The sequence below is a fragment of the Pseudomonas sp. NPDC098747 genome, assembly GCF_044760045.1.
Taxonomy (GTDB): Bacteria; Pseudomonadota; Gammaproteobacteria; order Pseudomonadales; family Pseudomonadaceae; genus Aquipseudomonas.
Window position 1 is genome coordinate 18,302 of record NZ_JBIWAL010000043.1, and the last position, 22,851, is coordinate 41,152.

At 60.2% G+C, this 22,851-nt stretch carries 15 protein-coding genes; 8 read left to right on the forward strand and 7 right to left on the reverse strand.

The annotated features are described in order from the left end of the window. Positions 1–7: 7 nt before the first annotated feature. The 4 genes from ACIQVE_RS21985 (at position 8) to ACIQVE_RS22000 (ending at position 3,925) form a co-directional block, all read left to right on the forward strand. On the forward strand, positions 8–661 hold the full coding sequence (locus tag ACIQVE_RS21985; protein WP_402812102.1) for an ABC transporter permease: 654 nt from the start codon (positions 8–10) through the stop codon (positions 659–661). Further along, positions 658–1,815, forward strand: a complete 1,158-nt coding sequence (locus ACIQVE_RS21990; RefSeq protein ID WP_402812105.1) for a betaine/proline/choline family ABC transporter ATP-binding protein — start codon at positions 658–660, stop codon at positions 1,813–1,815. Before ACIQVE_RS21985 ends, ACIQVE_RS21990 begins: the two co-directional genes overlap by 4 nt. 171 nt (positions 1,816–1,986) lie before the next feature. Further along, positions 1,987–2,364, forward strand: a complete 378-nt coding sequence (locus ACIQVE_RS21995) for a hypothetical protein (RefSeq protein ID WP_402812108.1) — start codon at positions 1,987–1,989, stop codon at positions 2,362–2,364. 397 nt (positions 2,365–2,761) lie between these two features. Further along, positions 2,762–3,925 (forward strand): type III PLP-dependent enzyme, encoded by a 1,164-nt coding sequence (locus ACIQVE_RS22000; RefSeq protein ID WP_402812111.1) that lies wholly within the window; start codon positions 2,762–2,764, stop codon positions 3,923–3,925. Between the two features lie 262 nt (positions 3,926–4,187). Here ACIQVE_RS22000 and ACIQVE_RS22005 read toward each other — a convergent pair whose 3' ends face one another. Both ACIQVE_RS22005 and ACIQVE_RS22010 read right to left on the reverse strand, forming a co-directional pair. Then, on the reverse strand, positions 4,188–4,964 hold the full coding sequence (locus ACIQVE_RS22005) for a tetratricopeptide repeat protein (protein WP_402812114.1): 777 nt from the start codon (positions 4,962–4,964) through the stop codon (positions 4,188–4,190). Next, a complete protein-coding gene (locus ACIQVE_RS22010) occupies positions 4,961–5,641 on the reverse strand; it encodes a Fe2+-dependent dioxygenase (RefSeq protein WP_042557612.1) in 681 nt (226 codons plus the stop codon). The genes ACIQVE_RS22005 and ACIQVE_RS22010 overlap by 4 nt, the downstream gene beginning before the upstream one ends. A gap of 207 nt (positions 5,642–5,848) precedes the next feature. Here ACIQVE_RS22010 and ACIQVE_RS22015 point away from each other — a divergent pair, with 207 nt between their 5' ends. Continuing rightward, the gene (locus ACIQVE_RS22015; protein ID WP_402812117.1) at positions 5,849–8,164 is read left to right on the forward strand and encodes a TonB-dependent receptor; all 2,316 of its coding nucleotides are present in this window, start codon (positions 5,849–5,851) and stop codon (positions 8,162–8,164) included. A gap of 232 nt (positions 8,165–8,396) precedes the next feature. After that, positions 8,397–10,925, forward strand: coding sequence for a PepSY domain-containing protein (locus ACIQVE_RS22020; protein WP_402812154.1), 2,529 nt, complete (start codon positions 8,397–8,399; stop codon positions 10,923–10,925). Positions 10,926–11,184: 259 nt separating this feature from the next. Here ACIQVE_RS22020 and ACIQVE_RS22025 read toward each other — a convergent pair whose 3' ends face one another. The 4 genes from ACIQVE_RS22025 to ptsP form a co-directional block, all read right to left on the reverse strand. Beyond that, positions 11,185–12,726 carry an alkaline phosphatase D family protein gene (locus tag ACIQVE_RS22025; RefSeq protein ID WP_402812120.1) on the reverse strand — a complete coding sequence of 514 codons (1,542 nt, stop codon included), beginning with the start codon at positions 12,724–12,726 and terminating at the stop codon, positions 11,185–11,187. Positions 12,727–12,894: 168 nt separating this feature from the next. Continuing rightward, positions 12,895–14,628 carry a PTS fructose-like transporter subunit IIB gene (locus tag ACIQVE_RS22030; protein ID WP_402812123.1) on the reverse strand — a complete coding sequence of 578 codons (1,734 nt, stop codon included), beginning with the start codon at positions 14,626–14,628 and terminating at the stop codon, positions 12,895–12,897. Between the two features lie 11 nt (positions 14,629–14,639). Next, the gene (pfkB, locus tag ACIQVE_RS22035) at positions 14,640–15,581 is read right to left on the reverse strand and encodes a 1-phosphofructokinase (protein WP_402812125.1); all 942 of its coding nucleotides are present in this window, start codon (positions 15,579–15,581) and stop codon (positions 14,640–14,642) included. After that, on the reverse strand, positions 15,581–18,442 hold the full coding sequence (gene ptsP, locus ACIQVE_RS22040) for a phosphoenolpyruvate--protein phosphotransferase (protein WP_402812127.1): 2,862 nt from the start codon (positions 18,440–18,442) through the stop codon (positions 15,581–15,583). Before ptsP ends, pfkB begins: the two co-directional genes overlap by 1 nt. Positions 18,443–18,748: 306 nt before the next feature. Here ptsP and cra point away from each other — a divergent pair, with 306 nt between their 5' ends. Continuing rightward, on the forward strand, positions 18,749–19,744 hold the full coding sequence (cra, locus tag ACIQVE_RS22045) for a catabolite repressor/activator (protein WP_402812129.1): 996 nt from the start codon (positions 18,749–18,751) through the stop codon (positions 19,742–19,744). 3 nt (positions 19,745–19,747) lie between these two features. After that, positions 19,748–20,524 (forward strand): TatD family hydrolase, encoded by a 777-nt coding sequence (locus ACIQVE_RS22050; RefSeq protein ID WP_402812131.1) that lies wholly within the window; start codon positions 19,748–19,750, stop codon positions 20,522–20,524. Between the two features lie 31 nt (positions 20,525–20,555). On the opposite strand, the gene ACIQVE_RS22055 is transcribed toward ACIQVE_RS22050, so the two are convergent. Then, positions 20,556–22,586: a methyl-accepting chemotaxis protein gene (locus ACIQVE_RS22055; protein WP_402812134.1), complete on the reverse strand. Its 2,031-nt coding sequence runs from the start codon at positions 22,584–22,586 to the stop codon at positions 20,556–20,558. Positions 22,587–22,851: the final 265 nt, after the last annotated feature.

The following is a 22,851-nucleotide window of genomic DNA, read 5'->3' on the forward strand; positions in this document are numbered from 1 at the left end:
AAAAGTCATGGAATTCTTCAACGCCTTTTCCCATCTCGACTGGCCGCAGGTGATGCACCTGACCTGGCAGCACATCACGCTGGTTGGCATCGCTGTCACGCTGGCAATCCTTGTCGGGGTGCCGCTGGGCATTCTGATGACTCGGTTTCCTAGCCTCGCTGGCCCGTTGCAGGCCAGCGCCACGGTGTTGCTGACCGTGCCGTCGATTGCACTGTTCGGCCTGCTGCTGCCGTTCTACTCGAAATTTGGTCAGGGCCTCGGCCCGATGCCGGCGATCACTGCAGTGTTCCTTTATTCACTGCTGCCGATCATGCGCAACACCTACCTGGCGTTGACCGGCGTTGAGCCGGGCATCCGCGAAGCCGCACGCGGCATCGGCATGACCTTCGGCCAGCGCCTGCGCATGGTCGAGTTGCCGATTGCGGTGCCGGTGATCCTCGCCGGTGTGCGTACCGCCGTGGTGATGAACATCGGCGTGATGACCATCGCCGCGACCATTGGCGCTGGTGGCCTCGGCGTGTTGATCCTCGCCTCCATCAGCCGCAGTGACATGTCGATGCTCATCGTCGGCGCGTTGCTGGTCAGTCTTCTGGCGATCTTCGCCGACCTGTTTTTGCAATGGCTGCAACGCTCGTTGACTCCAAAAGGATTACTCAAATGATCGAACTTCAAAACCTCAGCAAGACCTTCCAAAGCAACGGCAAAGACGTCAAAGCCGTGGATTCGGTGAGCCTGACCGTCAATGAAGGCGAAATCTGTGTGTTCCTCGGGCCATCGGGCTGCGGCAAAAGCACCACGCTGAAAATGATCAACCGCCTGATCAAACCGACCTCGGGCAAGATCCTGATCAACGGTGAAGACACCACTGATCTGGACGAAGTGACCCTGCGTCGCAACATCGGTTACGTGATTCAGCAGATCGGTCTATTCCCGAACATGACCATCGAAGAGAACATCGTCGTGGTGCCGAAACTGCTCGGCTGGGACAAGCAGAAATGCCACGACCGCGCCCGCGAACTGATGAGCATGATCAAGCTTGAACCCAAGCAGTATCTGCATCGCTACCCGCGTGAGTTGTCCGGTGGTCAGCAACAACGCATCGGCGTGATCCGCGCACTGGCGGCGGATGCACCGCTGTTGCTGATGGACGAACCGTTCGGTGCGGTCGACCCGATCAACCGCGAGATGATCCAGAACGAATTCTTCGAGATGCAGCGCGCGCTGAACAAGACCGTGATCATGGTCAGCCACGACATCGACGAAGCGATCAAGCTAGGCGACAAGATCGCGATCTTCCGCGGCGGCAAACTGTTGCAGATCGATCACCCGGACACGCTGCTCGCGCACCCGGCGGACGATTTTGTCAGCAGCTTTGTGGGTCAGGACAGCACGCTCAAGCGTCTGTTGCTGGTGAAGGCTGAAGATGCGGCGGACAACGCACCGTCGGTGAGCCCGGAAACCCCGGTGGCCGATGCGCTGGAATTGATGGACGAGCATGACCGTCGTTATGTCGTCGTCACCTGCGCCGAGAACAAGGCGCTGGGTTATGTAAGACGTCGCGATCTGCACCGTCAGACCGGCACCTGCGCGCAGTATCTTCGCGAGTTCAACGCCACAGCGGCGTACGACGAGCATTTGCGCATCCTGCTGTCGCGCATGTACGAGTTCAACCGCTCGTGGCTGCCGGTAATGGATGCCGATCGGGTGTTCCTGGGCGAGGTGACGCAGGAGTCGATTGCCGAGTATCTGAGCTCCGGCAAATCTCGCGGAGGCAAAACCAGCATCGTTTCGCCGGCGGAGACTGCGCAGGCGTAGCGCCAACATCACGCCGCAGGGGCCGAAATGCCCTGCGGCGCGTACTTACGAATAAACAATCCATTCGTTATCTCGAATCAATCTTTTCAACTGTCAGAAGTTACAGGTTCCGCCGAGAAAGGCTTCGGTTGTAATGGTTCTCCGCAAGTCTTCAACCCCAAGGAGCTGACCATGACAACCTCTGAAAAACCACCCCTTCAGGCCGGACCACCCGTGTTAATTGGCGTAAGCGGCCCGGGTAATCCCAACAGAGTCCGGCAGGGCAATACTCTCACCAAACTCCCTGCTGCCTATATGCAGGATGCCCGAGGTCTGGAGGTAAGGGGCAACTCCACCTGGAAACTAAAAAGCAACGTGCCGCCATCACCAGGAATATACGTTTCCAAAGCCCCCGGAAGCATGAATGGCACACTGAGAATTCCAAATGTTCAGACAAGTACAATTGTGGAGGTTGAAGTCTCAACACTTGAATACCCCAACCTGAAAACCATCTACCTCGTCATCGTTGAAGTGCTCAAAACCGACGAAAATGAACTGCACGACCAGTGAAACCCCTTGCGGCCCCGCATCAATTGCTGCGCCCTTGGGCGGGGCTGCATATTATCTCGCCACGGATAGCCCCCGCTTCGGGAACATCAATCCGTCATACCTGTCAGCTACACCAGTAGCTGCACACGGTCTTACGACGAACGCGTGCAAAAATGCGACATTTTTAGTTGATCTCAGGCCCCTCACGCCCTAAAGTTCGCGCCGAACGTCCATGCTGGAAACGATCCATCCGGCTCAAGTACTGACGACGAGACAGCAAGGCCAAGGGAAGCTTCACACCCGTGGCCTTTTTGCTTTCGGCGACATGCCTTGGGAAGTAGGCGAACCAAAGTGGGGATACGGAGGACGTTCATTTGCACCCATTGATCAATTCAGTTTGCCCTTAGGAGTTCCCAGCATGTCGATCAACGTCGAAGATTATTTCGAGCGCGCCACTTTTGACAAAATGAAGGCGTTTGCCGACAAGCAAGAAACCCCGTTCGTGGTGATCGACACCGCGATGATCAGCAAGGCCTACGATGACCTGCGCGCCGGTTTCGAATTCGCCAAGGTTTACTACGCAGTCAAGGCCAACCCGGCTGTCGAGATCATCGACCTGCTGAAAGACAAAGGCTCGAGCTTTGACATCGCCTCGATCTACGAGCTCGACAAAGTGATGGATCGCGGCGTCAGCGCCGACCGTATCAGCTACGGCAACACCATCAAGAAATCCAAGGACATCCGCTACTTCTTTGATAAGGGCGTGCGTCTGTTCTCCACCGACTCCGAAGCCGACCTGCGCAACATCGCCAAGGCTGCACCGGGCTCGAAGGTCTACGTGCGAATCCTGACCGAAGGTTCGACCACGGCTGACTGGCCTTTGTCGCGCAAATTCGGCTGCCAGACCGACATGGCCATGGACCTGCTGATCCTCGCTCGCGACCTGGGTCTGGTGCCTTACGGCATCTCGTTCCACGTCGGTTCGCAACAGCGCGATATCAGCGTGTGGGACGCGGCAATCGCCAAGGTCAAAGTGATCTTCGAGCGTTTGAAAGAAGAAGACGGCATCGAACTCAAGCTGATCAACATGGGCGGCGGCTTCCCGGCCAACTACATCACCCGCACCAACAGCCTGGAAACCTACGCCGAAGAAATCATCCGTTTCCTCAAAGAAGATTTCGGTGATGACCTGCCGGAAATCATTCTGGAACCGGGCCGTTCGCTGATTGCCAACGCCGGTATTCTGGTCAGCGAAGTAGTACTGGTTGCACGTAAATCCCGCACTGCCGTCGAGCGTTGGGTGTACACGGATGTGGGCAAGTTCTCCGGCCTGATCGAAACCATGGACGAAGCGATCAAGTTCCCGATCTGGACCGAGAAGAAAGGCGAGATGGAAGAAGTCGTCATCGCCGGCCCGACCTGCGACAGCGCCGACATCATGTATGAGAATTACAAGTACGGTCTGCCGCTGAACCTGGCAATCGGTGATCGCATGTACTGGCTGTCGACCGGTGCGTACACCACCAGCTACAGCGCCGTTGAATTCAATGGCTTCCCGCCGCTGAAATCGTTTTACGTGTAAACGTTGCAGCTGTAATGCAAAAGCCCATGACCTGTGTCATGGGCTTTTTTGTGGCCGGGCGTTCGCCTTGAAATTTTGGCTGTGCTTGATACCCCAGCCCCTCACCCCAGCCCTCTCCCGAGGGAGAGGGAGCCGATATGTGTGCGTTTCCGGTTTTGAGTTTGGCTCAAGGGCGTTGCTGAGCCTGAGTTCAACTCGACATTTCAGGTCGGCGTAACTCGCCAGAACACCTCGGTCAGTCCCCTCTCCCTCTGGGAGAGGGTTAGGGTGAGGGCTTTTGATCTGAGACACGCTGCAATTCTGCACATCGACGCGCGTACTCGGTTGCCAAGGCCTCAATTCGCGGATCGCTCGCACTCGCCAGCGCCGCACTCGCCACCCGCAGAAAATTCAGATTGCCCGCGGTCAGCGCCTTCTCCAGCCACACCAACGCTTCATCAACGTTATCTTCAGAAGACAGCACCGCCGCGTAACTGAACTGCCCACGAAAATCCCCACCCTCGGCCGAACGTCGATACCACTCACGCGCCGCCAGCGTATCCGGCGGGCAAACCTGCCCCTCTTCCAGATAACGCCCCAGCAGATTCATCGACTTCGCATGCCCGAGGTCGGCGGCGCGTTGATACAACGCCAGCGCCTGCACATGGTCCTCAGCCACACCGCGCCCAGTCGCAAGCAAATTGGCCAGGTTGTACATCGCCCAATCCAGCCCTGCTTGCGCGGCGATTCGATAATGTTGCGCGGCCACCGACGCATCCGCAGCGCATCCCCAGCCATGCTCATGACAACGCCCGAGCATGTTGCGCGCCATCAGATGCCCTTGCCCGGCAGCGATGCCGAACCAGCGCAATGCCAAAGGTTGATCTTGGGCGATCCCTCGACCGTCCAGCAGAATCTGCCCGAGCAACGCGTGCGCCTCGACTTCACCTTCGCCCGCCGCCAGCAAAATCGCCTGCGCCGCGCGGGTCGGGCTCTCTTCAAGCATGGCGCTGAGCTGTTCGCCGTCGAGGACTTCCTGGCGACGCAGATGAAAACTCATACCTCGACCCAGCGCCGCAACAGGTTGTGATACGTGCCGGTGAGGCGGATCAGCGACGGGTGATCAGGCAGGTCTTGAGTGAGTTGCTGAATCGCCCCGTCCATCTCGAACAGCAACGCCCGCTGGCTGTCTTCGCGCACCAGGCTTTGCGTCCAGAAGAACGAGGCGTAACGCGCGCCGCGAGTGACCGCGTTGACTTTATGCAGGCTGGTGCCGGGGTACAGCACCATGTCGCCGGCAGGCAGTTTCACTTGTTGGGTGCCGAAGGTGTCCTGGATTTCAAGTTCGCCGCCGTCGTAATCCTCAGGTTCGCTGAAGAACAGCGTGGCCGACAGATCGGTGCGCACCCGCTCGATACTGCCCTTGGGCTGGCGCACGGCGTTGTCGATGTGAAAATCGAAACTGCCACCGGCCGTGTAACAGTTCACTAACGGAGGAAACACTTTGTGCGGCAGTGCGGCGGACATGAACAGCGGATTCTTCCACAGCCGCTCGAGCATCGCCGCACCGATTTCCTTGGCCAGCGGATGGCCTTCAGGCAGTTGCAGATTGTGCTTGGCCTTGGCCGATTGATAACCGGCGGTGATCTTGCCATCAGCCCAATCTGCCTGTTCCAGCGCCTCACGAATACGCTGCACTTCGTCTTTTTCAAACAGACCGGGGATGTGCAGCAGCATGGCTATGTCACCTGATGGCAAAGAGGCGGCAATGGTATTGATTCTTATTGTCTGTGTAAAACCCGCAAGACGAATGAACGGGCGAAAACCGTAAGGCCAAATTGTAAAGAATGTAAATTTAGTGCGAATAACAATATTTCGCAATTGATACGAATACCCGTTTACCCTATATTCCGCCGCCTCAAATCCTTGGGGAGGGGAATAAAAATGGCACGTCAACCCGCACAATTACCGGTCAGTTCACCACGTCTGCTCGCCTCTGCAATTGGCGTGGCAATCACCGCCGGTTCCGCCGGCCACATGGTGTTCGCCGCCGAAAAGACTGACAGCAAAGCCTCCGGCAATGCCATCGCCCTGGACGCTACCGCCATCACCGGTGAAGCGCAGGACTCGACGTCCTACCAGGTCGAGAAAGCCTCCTCGCCCAAGTACACCGCGCCGCTGATAGACACGCCGCGCTCGGTCACCGTGATTCCGCAACAAGTGCTCAAAGACACTGGCGCCCTGAACATGCAGGACGCGCTGCGCACCGTGCCGGGTATCACCTTCGGTGCCGGTGAAGGTGGCAACCCACAGGGCGACCGCCCGTTTATCCGTGGTTTCGATGCCCAGGGCGACACCTACCTTGATGGCGTGCGTGACACCGGTTCGCAGAGCCGCGAAATCTTCGCCGTTGAAAACATCGAAGTCAGCAAGGGCCCGAACTCCGCCATCGGCGGTCGTGGCGCGGCGGGCGGCAGCATCAACCTGGTGAGCAAGAAGGCGCATCTGGGTAACTCATTCGACGGTGGCTTCACCTGGGGCTCCGACCAGACTCAGCGTTACACCCTCGACGGCAACTACCAGTTCAGCGACACCGCCGCTGGCCGTCTGAACCTGATGAGCCACGAGAGCAACGTCGCCGGTCGCGACAAAGTCGATTACGACCGTTGGGGCATCGCGCCATCCCTGGCCTTCGGCCTGGGCACCGACACCCGCGTCAACCTCGATTACTACCATCTGGAAAGCAACGACACGCCGGACTCGGGCATCCCGTACAGCATTCCAACCGGTGGTTCGGCTGCACGCACCAAGTCCAATCCGGACAAACCGTACGCCGGTGGCGATGACAGCAATTTCTACGGTCTGGGTCGTGATTTCCGCAAGGGCCGCACCGACACCGCGACCTTCGCCATCGAGCATGACCTGAGCGACTCGCTGACCATCAAGAACACCCTGCGTCACGGCACCAGCATGCAGGATTACATCCTCACCCAGCCGGACGACAGCAAGGGCAACGTCAACAACGGCAGCGTCTGGCGTCGTGCGAATACGCGGGTCAGCAACACTGAGACCACCACCAACCAGACTGACCTGTTCGGCAACTTCTACGTCGCCGGCTTCAAGAACAGCTTCTCCACCGGTGTCGAATACACCCGAGAGCAAAGCCAGAAGTCTTCGTACAACGTCAACACTGACACTACGCCGCGCACCAGCGCCGTGACCACCAGTTGCAACCCGGGATTGATCGGCGCGTCGAGCGGCTACAACTGCACCTCGCTGTCAAACCCGAACCCGAACGATCCGTGGAACGGCGCTATCTCGCGCAACTATGCTGGCACCGACACCGAGGCCAACACCTACGCGCTGTATGCGTTCAACACCCTGGAATTGTCCGAGCAGTGGCTGGTGAACATGGGCCTGCGTTACGACCATTTCGACACTGACTACAAGACTTACAATGCCGCCGACACCACCACCTCCAAGGGTGATGACGTCAGCGAGTTCGTCACCGGACAGTTGGGCGTGGTCTACAAGCCTGCGGAAAACGGCAGTATTTACGCTTCCTACGCCACCTCGGCCACACCACCGGGCAACACCCTCGGTGAAGGTCAGGAAGGTAACCCGCTGGGCGGCACGCCGGATCGCAGCGGCAACCTGCTCAAGAGCGACATGGAGCCGGAAACCACCAAGAACTACGAAATCGGCACCAAGTGGGATCTGCTCAATGATCGCCTGTCGCTGACGGCTGACATCTTCCGCACCGAGAAAGAAAACGCGCGCGTGCAAGTCGACACCACCTCGTACGAAAACGCCGGCAAGACCCGCGTGCAAGGTATCGAGCTGTCGGCCAGCGGCAAGCTCACCGACATGTGGCAAGTGTTCGCCGGTTACGCCTACATGGACAGCGAACAGGTTGATGGCGGCCAGTTGAACCGCGCCACCGACGGCAACCAGCTGCCTAACACGCCGAAAAACAGCGCCAGCCTGTGGACCACTTACCAGGTCACGCCGAAGCTGACGATCGGTGGCGGTGCCTTCTATGTGGATGACGTGTTCGGCAACGTGGCCAACACCACCATGGTTGATTCGTACGTACGTTACGACGCGATGGCGGCTTACAAGCTGACCAAAAACGTCGACCTGCAACTCAACGTGCAGAACCTGACCGATGAAACCTATTACGACAAAGCCTTCTCGACCCACTTCGCCAACCAGGCGGCGGGCCGTACGGCACTGTTGAGCACCAACTTCCACTTCTGACCGATGCTGTAAATGTGGGAGCGAGCTTGCTCGCGAAAGCGGTGTATCAGCGAAATAGTTGTCGACTGACACGACGCATTCGCGAGCAGGCTCGCTCCCACAGGGAAGGCGTTGGGAGACAGGCCCCGTTCATTCAGTTGAGCGGGGCTTTTGTGCGTAATCAAGAAGCTTCTCGACAACCCACGGCATAATGCGCGCCGTGAAGACAATTACCGAACGGACGGCGAGTGACGTGTTGAAGAAAACCCTGTTCCAGTTGCACTGGTTTTTTGGCATCACCGCAGGCCTGGTGCTGGCCCTGATGGGCATCACCGGCGCGGCCTATTCGTTTCAGGACGAAATCCTTCGGGCGCTGAACCCCTCGGTATTGCAGGTGGAAAAACAGGTCGCCGGCGTGCTGCCGCCCGTTGAACTGGTAGCGCGTATCGAAGCCAACTCGGGCAAGAAAGTCTCGATGCTGTCGGTCGAGACCGAAAGCGGCCACGCGGCAAAAGTATTCTTTACCCCGCCCAAGGGTGAACGTCGTGGCGAAATGCGCTACTTCGATCCGTACACCGGTGAGTTCATGGGCAACGCCGTCGGCCAGGATTTCTTTGGGCTGATGCTGCAACTGCACCGCTTCCTCGCCATGGGTGACACCGGGCGCAACATCACCGGCGCCTGCACGCTGGTCCTGGTGTTTTTCTGCCTCTCCGGCCTGTACCTGCGCTGGCCTCGACAGTGGAACTGCTGGCGCGTCTGGCTGACCCTGGACTGGAAGAAAAAGGGTCGCACCTTCAATTGGGATCTGCATTCGGTGGCCGGCACCTGGTGCCTGTTGGTGTATCTGCTGCTGGCGCTGACCGGGTTGTCGTGGTCATACGAGTGGTACAACAAAGGCCTGACCAAACTGCTTTCCGACGCCCCGCAAAACGAACGTGTGCGCGGTGGTCGCGGCCCGGCGCCGGAAGGCCCGGCACCCATCGCCGACTACGCCGCGATGTGGAGCAGCATCTATAGCGCCGCCGGTCCAGGTCTCGCCGCCTACAATATCCGCATGCCGGCCGTGGCCGGTCAAACGGCGACGGTGTTCTACCTGCTCGACAGCTCGCCTCATGACCGCGCGCTGAACCAGATCACCCTCGACCCGGCCACCGGCATCGTCAAACGTGTCGACCGTTACGCCGACAAGAGCTTCAAGGCGCAACTGCTGACCAGCATCTACGCGTTGCACGTCGGCAGCTATTTCGGCCTCGTCGGACGGATCATCATCACCGTCGCGGCGGTGTGCATGCCGCTGTTCTTCATCACCGGATGGCTGCTGTACCTCGATCGTCGCCGCAAGAAAAAGCAGATCAAGGATGCGCGCAAAGGCCTCGAACCACCGGCCGGCGATACCCCGGCGTGGCTGATCGGCTTCGCCAGCCAAAGCGGTTTTGCCGAGCAACTGGCGTGGCAAACCGCCAGCCAATTGCAGGCCGCCGGTTTGCCGGTGAAGGTGCAGCCGCTGTCGAGTGTCAGCGAGCAGGATCTGCGCGACTCAAGCAATGCGCTGTTTGTGGTCAGCACCTTCGGCGACGGCCAGGCCCCTGATAGCGCCCGTGGTTTCGAGCGTACAGTGCTGGCCAAGGCGTCGACCCTCGACAACCTGAGCTACGCCGTCCTCGGGCTTGGCGACCGTCAGTATCAGCACTTCTGCGGTTTCGCCCGACGCCTGCATCAGTGGCTGAGCGAACACGGCGGCAAAACCCTGTTCGCCCCGGTGGAAGTCGACAGCGGCGATCCGTACGCCCTGCGCCACTGGCAAACCCAGCTTGGCTTGCTCACCGGGCAAGCACCGGTCGACACCTGGCAGGCACCGACCTACGAAAACTGGACGCTGCTGCGCCGTGAACGGATGAACCCTGGCAGTAGCGGTTCGCCGGTCTATCTGCTGAGCCTGAGCGCACCGACCACCAGCAGCTGGCTGTCCGGGGACCTGGTCGAAGTGCTGCCGCGCAACTGCCCGTGGGTCATCGAACACTTCCTCGACGGCCTCGGCATTCGGGGCGAGACGACGGTAAAAATCAACGGCCTCGATGAGCCGCTTGACGTGGCACTGGCCTCGCGCCAACTGCCCCAGCACCGCGCGCATCTGGTCGGCCTGCATGCTCAGTCGTTGGTCGACGCCATGGTGCCTTTGGCCATGCGCGAATACTCGATCGCCTCGATTGCCGCCGACGGTGTGCTGGAGTTGATCGTGCGTCAGGAACAGCACGCCGACGGCACGCTTGGCATCGCTTCAGGCTGGTTGACCGAGCATGCGCCGGTGGGCGGCAGCATCAGCTTGCGGGTACGGCGTAACAGCGGTTTCCACCTGCCGAACGAGCCGGCACCGATGATTCTGCTGGGCAACGGCACTGGCCTTGCCGGGTTGCGCAGCCTGCTCAAGGCGCGCATTGCTGACGGTCAGCAGCGTCAGTGGCTGCTGTTCGGCGAGCGTAATTATGAGCACGATTACCTGTGCCGTGCGGAGCTGGAAGAGTGGTTGATCAATGGCGATCTGGCGCGTCTGGATCTGGCGTTTTCGCGGGATCAGGCAGAGAAGGTTTATGTGCAGGATCGCCTGCGGGAATCAGCGGAAGAGTTGAAGAAGTGGCTGGCGGAGGGTGCGGTTATCTATATCTGCGGCAGCTTGCAAGGGATGGCATCTGGGGTGGACGAAGTGCTCAACGAGATCCTTGGCGCCGCTGAAGTCGAACGCCTGATCGAGCAGGGCCGTTATCGCCGCGATGTTTATTGAATCTGTCGAAGAGCCCCTCACCCTAACCCTCTCCCGGAGGGAGAGGGGACTGATTGGGGGATGCTCCAGGAATACGCCGACCTGAGCGGTCTTCGATGAATCCATAATCGACTGAATCTTTCACCGATCTGAAAGTGCATTGCCGGATCCATAATCGGCTCGGTTTCTCAGGTCGACGTATGACGCAATACACCTCGGTCGGCCCCCTCTCCCTCCGGGAGAGGGCTGGGGTGAGGATAGCTTTTGATTCCCGCCAATATCAAACAGGCTGCAACCTCTGCTCAAACACCGCCACCCCATTCAAATCCCGCAACACCACACTCATCTCCCCGCTCTGCCCTTCAATATTCACCTCGCCAAAAAACTGAAACCCGGCAAACGGCGAGGTGTTCTGCGCAGGCGGTGCTTTCTCGAAAACCACCTCCGGCCCAAAGGTTTTATCCAGCGGATTAGGCCCAAAACTCCCGGCATTCAATGGCCCCGCAACAAACTCCCAGAACGGCTCGAAATCCTGAAACGCTGCCCGATCCGGGTGATAGTGATGCGCCGCGCAGTAGTGCACATCGGCAGTGAGGAAGACGAAATTGCGCACCTGCTGCGCGCGCAGAAAACCGAGCAACTCGGCGATCTCCAGCTCACGCCCCTGCGCCGGTCCCGGGTCGCCGTTGGCCACGGCCTCCCAGCGCGCGACGCCCGGGCTGACTTCACCGTCAGGCACGCCGAGGCCGATCGGCATGTCTGCCGCGATGACCTTCCACTGCGCTTTCGAGGCCTTCAATCCGCGCTTGAGCCAATCCAGCTGCTCACGGCCGAGGAACGGTTTTGCTGCGCCGAGGTTGTCGTCGTTGGCTTCGCGATAACTGCGCATGTCGAGCACGAACACATCCAGCATCGGCCCGTATTTCAGCTTGCGATAAATCCGCCCGCCACCGTCAGCCGACTGCAAGCGCATCGGTGAATATTCCAGCCAGGCCTTGCGCGCGCGGCCGACCAGGGTGTGGATATCTTTTTCCTGATAGCGCTCGTCGAGCTGCTTGCCGGGCGACCAGTTGTTGACCACTTCATGGTCGTCCCACTGCCAGATCTGCGGCACTTCGGCGTTGAAGCGACGGATGTTTTCGTCCATCAGGTTGTAGCGATAATTACCGCGATAGTCGTCGAGGGTCTGGGCGACTTTGCTCTTGGCTTCGGTGGTGATGTTGCGCCACACGCGACCGTTTTCAGTGGTCAGTTGCGCCGGCACCGGGCCGTCGGCGTAGATGGTGTCGCCGCTGTGGATAAAGAAGTCCGGCAGACGCAGACGCATGGCTTCGTAGATGCGCATGCCGCCGATGTCCGGATTGATGCCGAAGCCCTGGCCGACGGTATCGCCGCTCCACACGAAGCGAATATTGCGCAGCGCCGAAGGTGCACTGCGCAAGTGGCCGAGCCACGGTTCACTGGCGACGCCGGTGCGGGCGTCCTTGAAATACACGCGATAGAAAATCGCCTGATCGGCGGGTAACCCGGTGAGTTCGACGCGGGCGGTGAAGTCGCTGCGGGCATCGGCCAGTGCCGAGACGATCCGGCGTGGGTTGCGAAACTGGCTGCGAGTGTCCCACTCGACCACCATGCGGGCCGGGCGGTCGCTGCGGCTCCAGATCATCGCGCGGTCGCCTTGCAGGTCGCCGGACTGCACGCCATCGGTGAGTTGCGGCCGATCCTTGACCGACGCGATCACCGCCGGCGCCAGCCCCGGCATCAGCAGCCCGGCGCCAACGACTTGCATGACCCGGCGGCGACCGAGGTTGAAATCGCTCATGCTGTTCTCCTTGGGAAAAGGAAAACTTAAGCACGGATGTATGAAGCCACAATGACAACCCATAACCCTGTGGGAGCGAGCTTGCTCGCGAATGCGGTGTGTCAGCGAAACAAATATCGACTGACACGACGTCTTCGCGAGCAAGCTCGCTCCCACAAGGAATATGTGTCAGGCCTTCACGGGCTCCAACGCCAACTCCACTGCTTCCGGGCGTTTCACCGTTGCGTAAACAACGGCAGTCAACAAACTCCCCGCGACAATCGCCAGCAGATACAGCAACGCATGATTAATCGCATTCGGAATCGCCAACACAAACAAGCCACCGTGCGGCGCCATCAGTTTGCAGCCGAAGTACATCGACAGCGCGCCGGTCAATGCACCGCCGGCAATGCTCGCCGGAATCACCCGCAGCGGGTCTTTCGCGGCAAACGGAATCGCCCCTTCGGAAATAAAGCACAGCCCCAGCACGAACGCCGCTTTACCGGCCTCGCGCTCGCTCTGGGCGAATTTGCGGCGGGCAATAAACGTCGCAATGCCCAGACCAATCGGCGGCACCATGCCCGCCGCCATGGTCGCGGCCATCGGTGCATAACTCTGCGAGGCCAACAGGCCAACCGAAAACGCGTAAGCCGCTTTGTTGATCGGCCCGCCAAGGTCGACACACATCATGCCGCCGAGCAACACACCGAGCAGAATGGCGTTGGTGGTGCCCATGCTGTCGAGGAAATGCGTGAGCGCCGCGAGCATGCCCGCCACCGGTTTGCCGACCACATAAATCATCACCAGGCCAGTGAACAAACTGGCGAACAACGGAATGATCAGAATCGGTTTCAGTGCTTCAAGGCTTTGCGGCAACGCGACATAACGACTGATCGCCTTCGCAGCATAACCGGCAATAAACCCGGCGATGATCCCGCCGATAAACCCGGCGCCCAAGGTGCTCGCCAGCAAGCCGCCGATCATCCCCGGCGCCAGACCTGGACGGTCGGCAATCGAATAGGCGATATAACCGGCCAGCAGCGGCACCATCAACTTGAACGCGGTCTCGCCACCAATCTGCATCAGTGCTGCCGCCAACGTGCCTTCTTCCTTGAAGGCAGTGATGCCGAACACGAATGACAGGGCGATCATCAAACCACCCGCCACCACCATCGGCAGCATGAAAGACACACCTGTCAGCAGGTGTTTGTAGACGCCGGTTTTCTCAGATTTTGCCCGTGACTTGCCGTCGCTCTCAGCGCTTTCCTGCACGCCTTCCGCCAGGGCTTTATTCAGCGTGGCTTCCGCTTGCTTCAACGCAATCCCGGTGCCGCAGCGGTAAATTTTCTTGCCGGCGAAACGCTCGGTGGCGACTTCGATATCCGCCGCCAACAGCACCACATCTGCCTCGGCAATTGCCGCTGCACTCAACGGTGTTTTCGCACCGACCGAACCTTGGGTTTCGACCTGCAAGTCATAGCCCAGACGCTTGGCCGTTTGCTGCAACGCTTCGGCCGCCATGAAGGTGTGGGCGACACCGGTCGGGCAAGCCGTGATGGCGACGATGCGCGGTGCACGAGCTGCAGCAGCAGCGGGAACGGCTTCGGCAGCAACGTAGATTTGCGCTTCTTCAGCACCTCTACGCAACACGGCCTCGACATCCTGCAAGGCTTGCGCCGGGGCAATCTGAAAGACCCGTTTGCCGACGAAACGCGACATGTCGACGTTACCGGTGGCGACCAGCAACACCCACTCTGCCGCCGCGATGGTGGCGGCCGACAACTCGCGCTCCGGGTGCGCCGCATCGACCACTTCGACGCTGGTGCTCCAGCCCTGACGCTGGGCCGCCGCATCAAGCAAACGGGCGCACAGCACACTGGTGACCATGCCGTTCGGGCAGGCCGTAACAATGGCTAACTTCATGACAAACCCTCTTATTGTTCTGTCAGGGGGCGCACGCGCACGCCCTGTTCGAGCTGCGCCAGTTGCGCGGCGTCGTTGATGCCGAAACCGATCTGCGTGACCGCCAGCGCAGCAATCGCCGTGGCCGTACGCAGGGTTTGCTCAGGCGTGTCGGCACTGAGCAAACCGTGAAGCATGCCGGCCAGCAGCGAGTCACCGGCACCGACGGTGCTGGCGACGCTGACCTTGGGCGGCGAGGCATGCATCGCTGAGCCGACGCTGAACCAGTTCACACCGTCGGCGCCGTGGGAGATCACCACATGCTCGATACCCTGCGCATGCAAACGCGCAGCCGCTTGCGCCTCGGCCGCGTGGGAAACCACGTCGCAGCCGAGTGCATCGGCCAGCTCTTCAGTGTTCGGTTTGATCAGCCAAGGACTGGCCTTCAACGCAGCGCGCAACGCTTCGCCGCTGGTGTCGAGGGCGACTTTCAGGCCGAGTTGATTCAGCCGTTCGATGAGTTCACTCAACCACTGCGCAGAAACGCCGCGTGGCAAACTGCCGGCCACCACTACTGCGTCGTGACCGGGCGCAATCTGCACCAGACGCTCAAGCAACGCCTGCTGCGCCGCTGCATCGACTACAGGCCCCGGGCCGTTGATGTCGGTGATGCGCCCGTCGCGCTCAGCGATTTTGATGTTGCTGCGCGTCTCGCCCGGTACGCGGATAAACGCGTCGACAAAACCGCGTTTGGCGAACAGGGTTTCGAATGCTTGCAGGTTGTCTTCGCCGAGAAAGCCGCTGACCGTCAGTTGATGGCCGAGGTCGGCCAGCACTTGGGCGACGTTGACGCCTTTGCCGGCAGCATGGGTGTGCATTTCTTCGCTGCGGTTGACCTGACCGGCCGCCAATACCGGCAGCTCGACCGTGAGGTCCAGCGCCGGGTTGAGGGTCAGGGTGAGAATCTTGGCCATTACAGGGCCTCCACTAATGCGCGCACTTCGTTGGCGCTGCCCACAACGAGGGCTTGTTGAGCAACGGTTTGCGCCTGAGTCAGGCTGAGTTCGCGGATGCGCGCCTTGACCTCGGCGATGCTGCGACCGGACACGCTCAGTTCATCAACACCGAGGCCGACCAGCACCGGCACCGCCAGCGGATCGGCTGCCAGTTCGCCACAGACGCCAACCCACTTGCCATGGGCATGGGCCGCACGCACGGTGATGTCGATCAGTTGCAGCACCGCCGGATGCAAGCCGTCAGCCTGTGCCGACAGGGTCGGATGGCCACGGTCGATGGCCAGGGTGTATTGAGTCAGGTCGTTGGTGCCGACGCTGAAGAAGTCGACTTCCTTGGCCAAAACCGGCGCAAGCAATGCGGCGGACGGCACTTCGATCATGATCCCCAGTTGCAGGTCAGCCACCGGGATTTCCAGGCGCAAGCGCTCGGTCATATCGCGAGCCTGACGCCATTCGTCGACGCTGCCGACCATCGGGAACATGATCCGCAACGGCCGGTTATCCGCGGCCCGCAACAAGGCGCGCAATTGCGCTTCCATGATCTGCGGACGCTGCAACGTCAGGCGAATGCCGCGTACACCGAGGAACGGGTTTTCTTCCTTGGCGATCGGCCAATACGGCAGCGGTTTGTCGCCACCGACATCCAGCGTACGCACCACCAACGGCCGCCCGGCGAGACCGTCGAGCACGCGTCGATATTCCGCTTCCTGCGTGGCTTCGTCGGGCGCTTGCGAGTGCGCCATGAAAATCAGTTCAGTGCGCAGCAAGCCAATGCCTTCGGCACCCTGCTCAACCGCGCTGATGACGCCAGCGCTTTCGCCGATGTTGGCGAAGACTTCTACTGCATGGCCGTCGGTGGTGTGCGCCGGTTGATGGCGTTGTTCGGCGGCAGCCTTGAGGCGTTGCTCGCGGGTGTCGCGTTCTTCGACGGCGCGTTGCAACGTCGCGGCATCGGCGTCGACATGCAGACGACCGCGTTGACCGTCGAGCAGCAACGGCGTGCCCGGCGCCAGCAACAGCACTGCTGCGCCTGCGCCAACCAGCGCCGGAATGCCCAAGGCACGGGCGACGATTGCGCTGTGTGCGGTAGCGCCGCCGCGCGCGGTGAGAATCCCCGCCACGCGCGCCGGATCAAGCCGCGCGACGTCGGATGGGCCGACCTCGTCCATCACCAGAATGTACGGTTGCTCAGGCTCGCTTGGCGTCTGCACGCCACACAACTGCGCCAGCACCCGACGACCGATGTCACGCAGATCCGCCGCGCGCTCGGCGAGCAACGCGTCCTGCAACGACTCCTGTTGTTTGGCGGCAGCTTCGATCACCGCCATCCATGCCGCTTCGGCGCTTTCGCCCTGCTTGAGGCGCGTGTCGACTTCGTCGGTGAGTTCCGGGTCGTCGAGCATCTCTTGATGGGTGATGAAAATCTCGCGGATCGCTTTGGCTTTGCTGCGTTCGATCAAGCCTTGAATGTCGTTGCGCACGTCGCTGAGCGCTTGCTTGAGACGTTCGCGCTCGACGGCGGCGGACTCGCCACGCAACGGGTATTCGATGGTCTGTTGCACTTGAATATGCGCCGGGCCGATGGCGATGCCGGGCGCGGCGGGAATCGCTTGCAGCAGGCTGCCGGACGCCGGGGCGATCAGCACTTCGGCGATGTCGGCAAAAACTTCGCGCTGCTGACTCACGGCGGGCAGCGGCTCGATTTCTTCACCGAGGCCTTCTTCGATGGCGGCGAGCAGCGCGGGCAAGGCGTCGGCGGCAATACTCGGCTCGGCGATCAGCTCCAGCACCTGACCGCGACGGGCGCCGAGGCTGAGCAGTTTACTAAGGCTTTTCACCGACACGGCGCTGTCCTGACCGTCGACGATGCGCACGCGAATCTCGCCGTCAAAACTTTTCGCCAGTTGCGCCAGAATCTTCGCCGGCCGCGCATGCAAACCGTGGGCATTGGCCAGTGCGATACGGGCGCTCGGCCAGTCAGCCGGCAACTCGCCGCCAAGCACTTCGAGGACTTTGCGGCTGCTGGTGGCGCGGCCCAGTTCATGGCCGCGACCTTCGATCAGCAACGCACACAGGCGCTCGAGCAATGCCTGATGCGCTTCGCCGAGACTGGCGAGACAGAACAGACCACTGAGTGGCTGGCCTAGGTAACGCATCGGTTTATCCGGGGTGACAAACGCCAGGCCCGGACGCTTCACCGTTTGCTCGCTGTGCAGCCACCACAGGCCATCGCCCAGCGGCAGCGCTTCGACTTGCTGCAATACTGCCGCGAAACCGTTGCTCACGCAGTCGGCCTGACGCAGCAGACGCGCGCCACGCCAGACCAGTTCTTCAAAATCGTCTGCGGAAACGCCCAGGCCAATCATCTGCGCATCCAGCGTCAGTTCCTGCGGCGCGCCTTGCAGCAGTTTCAGCAGCGCTTCGGGCGAACTGGCGCGACGCAGAGCCTGGCCCAGATCGGTCTCGCCGAGGGCGCGGGTGAGCAGTTGCAGCAGGCGCAAGTGTTCGTCGGATTTGGCGGCAATACCGATGGCCAGATAAACGATCTGGCCATCGCCCCAATCGACACCCTCGGGGAACTGCATCAGCCGCACGCCGGTGGTAAATACCAGCTCGCGGGTTTCGGGGGTGCCGTGGGGAATGGCAATACCTTGACCGAGAAAGGTCGAGCCCTGGGCCTCACGTGCCTGCAATCCTGCGAGGTATCCGTCGGCAACCAGACCATCGGCCACCAGGTGATTGGCCAGCAACTGCAGGGCAGCGGGTTTATCCACAGCCGATTGGCCCATGGATATCTGCTCTATAGTGAGCTCGAGCATGCGATCTCCTTTTTGGCGTTCGTGGCGCCAGGTATTGTTTTGAATGGGTTGCAGCTTAGGCGCTCTGCGCGATCCTTTTCAGGGGCAATTTTGGCGGTTACACGGCAGAACCGGCCAAAGGCGTCTAAAACGTAGAAAATACGCCTGCTGAAACGTTTAATCTAGATTGATCGGCACGTTACTCGATAATGTCTCATCCTTGAAGTCCAACTTGTCGGATGCGCCCAGGCAATAAGTCGTCTGCCCGAATCGGGTAGGATTGGCGAAAATGTCGTGGCAAGCTCGAAAAAACAAGGAAATCCCGAGTTGAAACTCAGTGATATCGCGCGGTTGGCCGGTGTGTCCGTGACCACCGCCAGCTACGTCATTAACGGCAAAGCCGAACAGCAACGCATCAGCACCGCAACCGTCGAGCGAGTGCGTGCGGTGGTTGATCTGCACGGCTTTACGCCCAATCCACAAGCGGCCGGACTGCGCAGTCGGCATACCCGCACCTTGGGTTTTATCCTGCCGGATCTGGAAAACCCCAGCTACGCGCGAATCGCCAAGCTGCTGGAACAAGGTGCGCGGGCGCGCGGCTATCAGTTGCTGATCGCCAGCTCCGACGATGCGCCGGACAGCGAGCGCAAACTGCTGCAACTGTTTCGCGCGCGGCGTTGTGATGCTCTGATTGTTGCCAGTTGTCTGCCCCCCGGTGATGACAGTTACCTTCAGTTGCAGGCCAAGGGGCTGCCGATCATCGCCATCGACCGGGTCATGGAGCCGGAGCATTTTTGTTCGGTGATCAGCGACGACCGTGAGGCCAGTCTGCACCTGACCCAGAGCCTGCTCGACCCGCAGCTTAAACAGATCGTGCTGCTCGGCGCGCGCCCGGAACTGAGCATCAGCCAGGAACGCGCCGCCGGTTTCAAACAGGCCCTCGTCGATTTCAAAGGCGAAGTGCTGGTCGAGCACGCCGAATCCTTCAGCCGTGACTGCGGCAAGCAATTGATGGAAGAACTCCTGCAACGTCTGGGGCATTTGCCGGACGCGCTGGTAACCACTTCCTACGTGTTGTTGCAGGGGGTGTTCGATGCGCTGCATGACTTCCCGCTCAAGTCGCGGCCGCTGCGCCTCGGCACGTTTGGTGACACGCAGTTGCTCGACTTTCTGCCACTGCCGGTTAACGCCATGGCCCAGCAGCATCAACTGATCGCCGCCAAGGCGCTGGAACTGGCATTGGCTGCCGTCGAGCAGTCGCAATACCAGCCTGGCGTGCAAGCGATTGCGCGGACCTTCAAGCAGCGTATTCACCGGGACTGAACCGTGGAGCTGATCGACAGCCACACTCACCTGGACTTCCCCGACTTCGACGCCGATCGCTCGGCATTGCTGGCCGAAAGCCGCGCCCTCGGGGTGCGGCGGATGGTAGTACTGGGGGTCTATGAAGGTAATTGGCAGCGAGTGTGGGATCTGGTGCAAGGCGACGCCGAGTTGTACGCAGCGTTCGGTTTACATCCGGTGTATCTCGATCAGCATCGCCCGGAAGATTTGCAGCAACTTGGCGATTGGCTGACGCGATTGCGCGGCCATCGACAGTTGTGTGCGGTGGGCGAGATCGGTCTGGATTACTTCATCGAAACGCTGGACCGCGAGATGCAGCAGACGTTGTTCGACGCGCAGTTGCAACTGGCGGCCGACTTCGGTTTGCCGGCGTTGATCCATGTCCGGCGCAGTCACGCGGCAGTGATTGCCACGCTCAAGCGCTTCAAGCTCAAACGCGCGGGGATCATCCACGCATTTGCCGGCAGCCGTGAGGAAGCACGGGAATACATCAAACTCGGTTTCAAACTCGGCCTCGGTGGCGCCCCGACCTGGCCGCAAGCGTTGCGCATGCATCGGGTACTGGCGGATTTACCGCTGGATTCGATTGTGCTGGAAACCGATTCACCGGACATGGCGCCTGCGATGTTTCCCGGTATGCGCAACAGCCCGGCGCACTTGCCTGCGATTTGTGCGGCGCTTGCCAAAATCATGAACATCAGCCCGCAACAATTGGCCGAGGCCAGTACCGCCAACAGCTGCGAAGTGTTTGGCTGGTAATACAAATCCCTAGAGGGGATTTGCGTATGCCCTACACGCGGAAGGCGCTGATCAGCTGTTTGAGTTCCACTACTTGTGCCGACAATGCACGACTGGCGTCTTCGGTCTGGTGCGCGCCCTGCGCCGTGCGCTCGCCCGCGCGGTTGATCTCGACGATGTTCTGATCGATGTCGTGAGCCACCGCAGTTTGCTGCTCCACCGCAGCGGCAATCTGCTGGTTCTGATCGACGATCATTCCTACGGCGCCAAGGATATTTTCCAGCGCCTGCTGGACCTTTTCCGACTGCCCAACCGTGCCATTGGCCATTTGATGGCTGACACCCATGGCCTTCACTGCCGCACCCACGCCGCCGTGCAGTTTGGCGATCATCTGTTCGATTTCTTCGGTCGATTGCTGGGTACGTTTGGCCAGGGTGCGCACTTCGTCCGCCACCACCGCAAAACCGCGTCCCTGCTCACCCGCGCGCGCCGCTTCAATCGCCGCGTTGAGCGCCAGCAGGTTGGTTTGCTCGGCGATACTCTTGATCACTTCAAGCACGCGGCTGATCGCCTGGCTGTCACTGGCCAACTGGTTGATCACCAGCACTGACTGATCGATCTCGCTGGCCAGTGCAGCGATGCTGCCCTGCTGCGACTCCACCAGACCACGACCGCTAATGGTCTCGTCATTCACGCTGTGGGCGCTGCTCACCGCCGCTGCGGCACTGCGCGCGACCTCAAGTGAGGTTGCCGACATCTGGTTCATCGCCGTGGCCACTTGCTCAATCTGCGAGCGTTGCCCGGCCACGGCCAGATTGCTTTGCGCCGAAACGCTTTCCACTTGCCCGGCCTGTCTTTCAACTTCGCCAACGGTTTGCCCTACCCGTTCGATCAAGTCGTGAATCTTCTTCACCGTGCCGTTGAACACTTCGCCCAGCTCGCCCAGTTCATCGCGGCTGCTGGCCTTGAAGTTGACGGTCATGTCGCCAGCCGCAACCTTGTCCATCATCGCGCCGAGACGTTTGAGTGTGGTGCGGGTCGACGCGTAAAAGCCGCCATACAGATAGAAAATCAGCACGAACACCACCGACAGCGCCACAGCCTGCAAGACCATGTGCGTGCGGTTTTGCGCCAGGCGTTGCTGCAATTGGGTGTCGAGGAATTTCAGGGTGGCTTCGTTGAGCTGGTAGGTCTTGTCGATGAGCGCGGTGGTCTGGTCGTAAAACGCCTGCCACGGTGCATCGAGGGTGTCGGCCATCACCACTTGTTCTTCGAACAATTCACTCGCCTGTTTCAGCGAGGCCTTGCTGCTGTCGGCCTGAGCGCTGAGGGTTTCGTGCGCGGCTTTACTGGAGCCGAGGGCGTCCTGCAATTTCAAGGCGTATTCGGCCTGGAGTTTTTCGATCTGCACCAGTAACTCGTCAAACCGGGTGCTCGACGAACTGTTGAGGAAGCCCTGCCCTAACGAATACGAACCCATGGCCCGGCCTTCGCCGAGGGTTTGCGTCACGGTGGGCGTGATCAGGGTGACCAGTTCGCTGAGCTGACGGATGTCGCCCTGATTGTCGCGACTCAGACCGGCCTGACTGGTGATGATCTGGCTGAAAATCTGCGCACTGGCCAACAGTTTGCCGATCAACGCACTTTTGCTTTGCAGGGAGTTTTCCGCTTGCTGGGTCTTGAAGGCAGCAATCATTTCATCGCGTTTGCCGTCGAACACCTTGATCTGCTCGGGATCGTCGGTCATTGCCGCCAGGCCTTGCAGACGAGCCAGAACGGCTTGTTCGAGGCTGGTGATCTGCGATTCAACATTGCCCGCCTTGCCGGACTGGCCGAGGGTGACGTCGATCTGCACCAGATTGTTGAGGGTTTCCAGATCGCGGCGCAGGGTCAGACTGCTGCCGAGCAGATCAAGGCTTTGCAGCTCGACCCGGGTGCCCTGAAATTCACGATAGGAATCGCGCACCAGATAGAAATTGGTCACCAGCATCGGCACCAGAAACAGCACGCTGATCAGGCTGAACTTCATGCCGAAGCTCAGACGGTTCATCAGCGAGACGGCGGGATAGAGCAAGCTCTTCACTGGAAGTCTCCCTTGGTTTTTCTTGTTTTTATTGGCAGGCGCGCGGGGACAGCAGATAGCCACTATCGGGCGCCATCTCTGTATAGCTCAAATCGAAGGGAGGTTTTGTAACTTAAGGTTAACGACTACCGGAACTGTTCACTGATCGTGGGCTATGACTGTGGCGAGGGGATTTATCCCCGTTCGGCTGCGCAGCGGCCGTGAATCAGCCGCTGCGGTGTATCAGACAGTCCGCACTGTCTGGGTTCACGACTGCTGCGCAGCC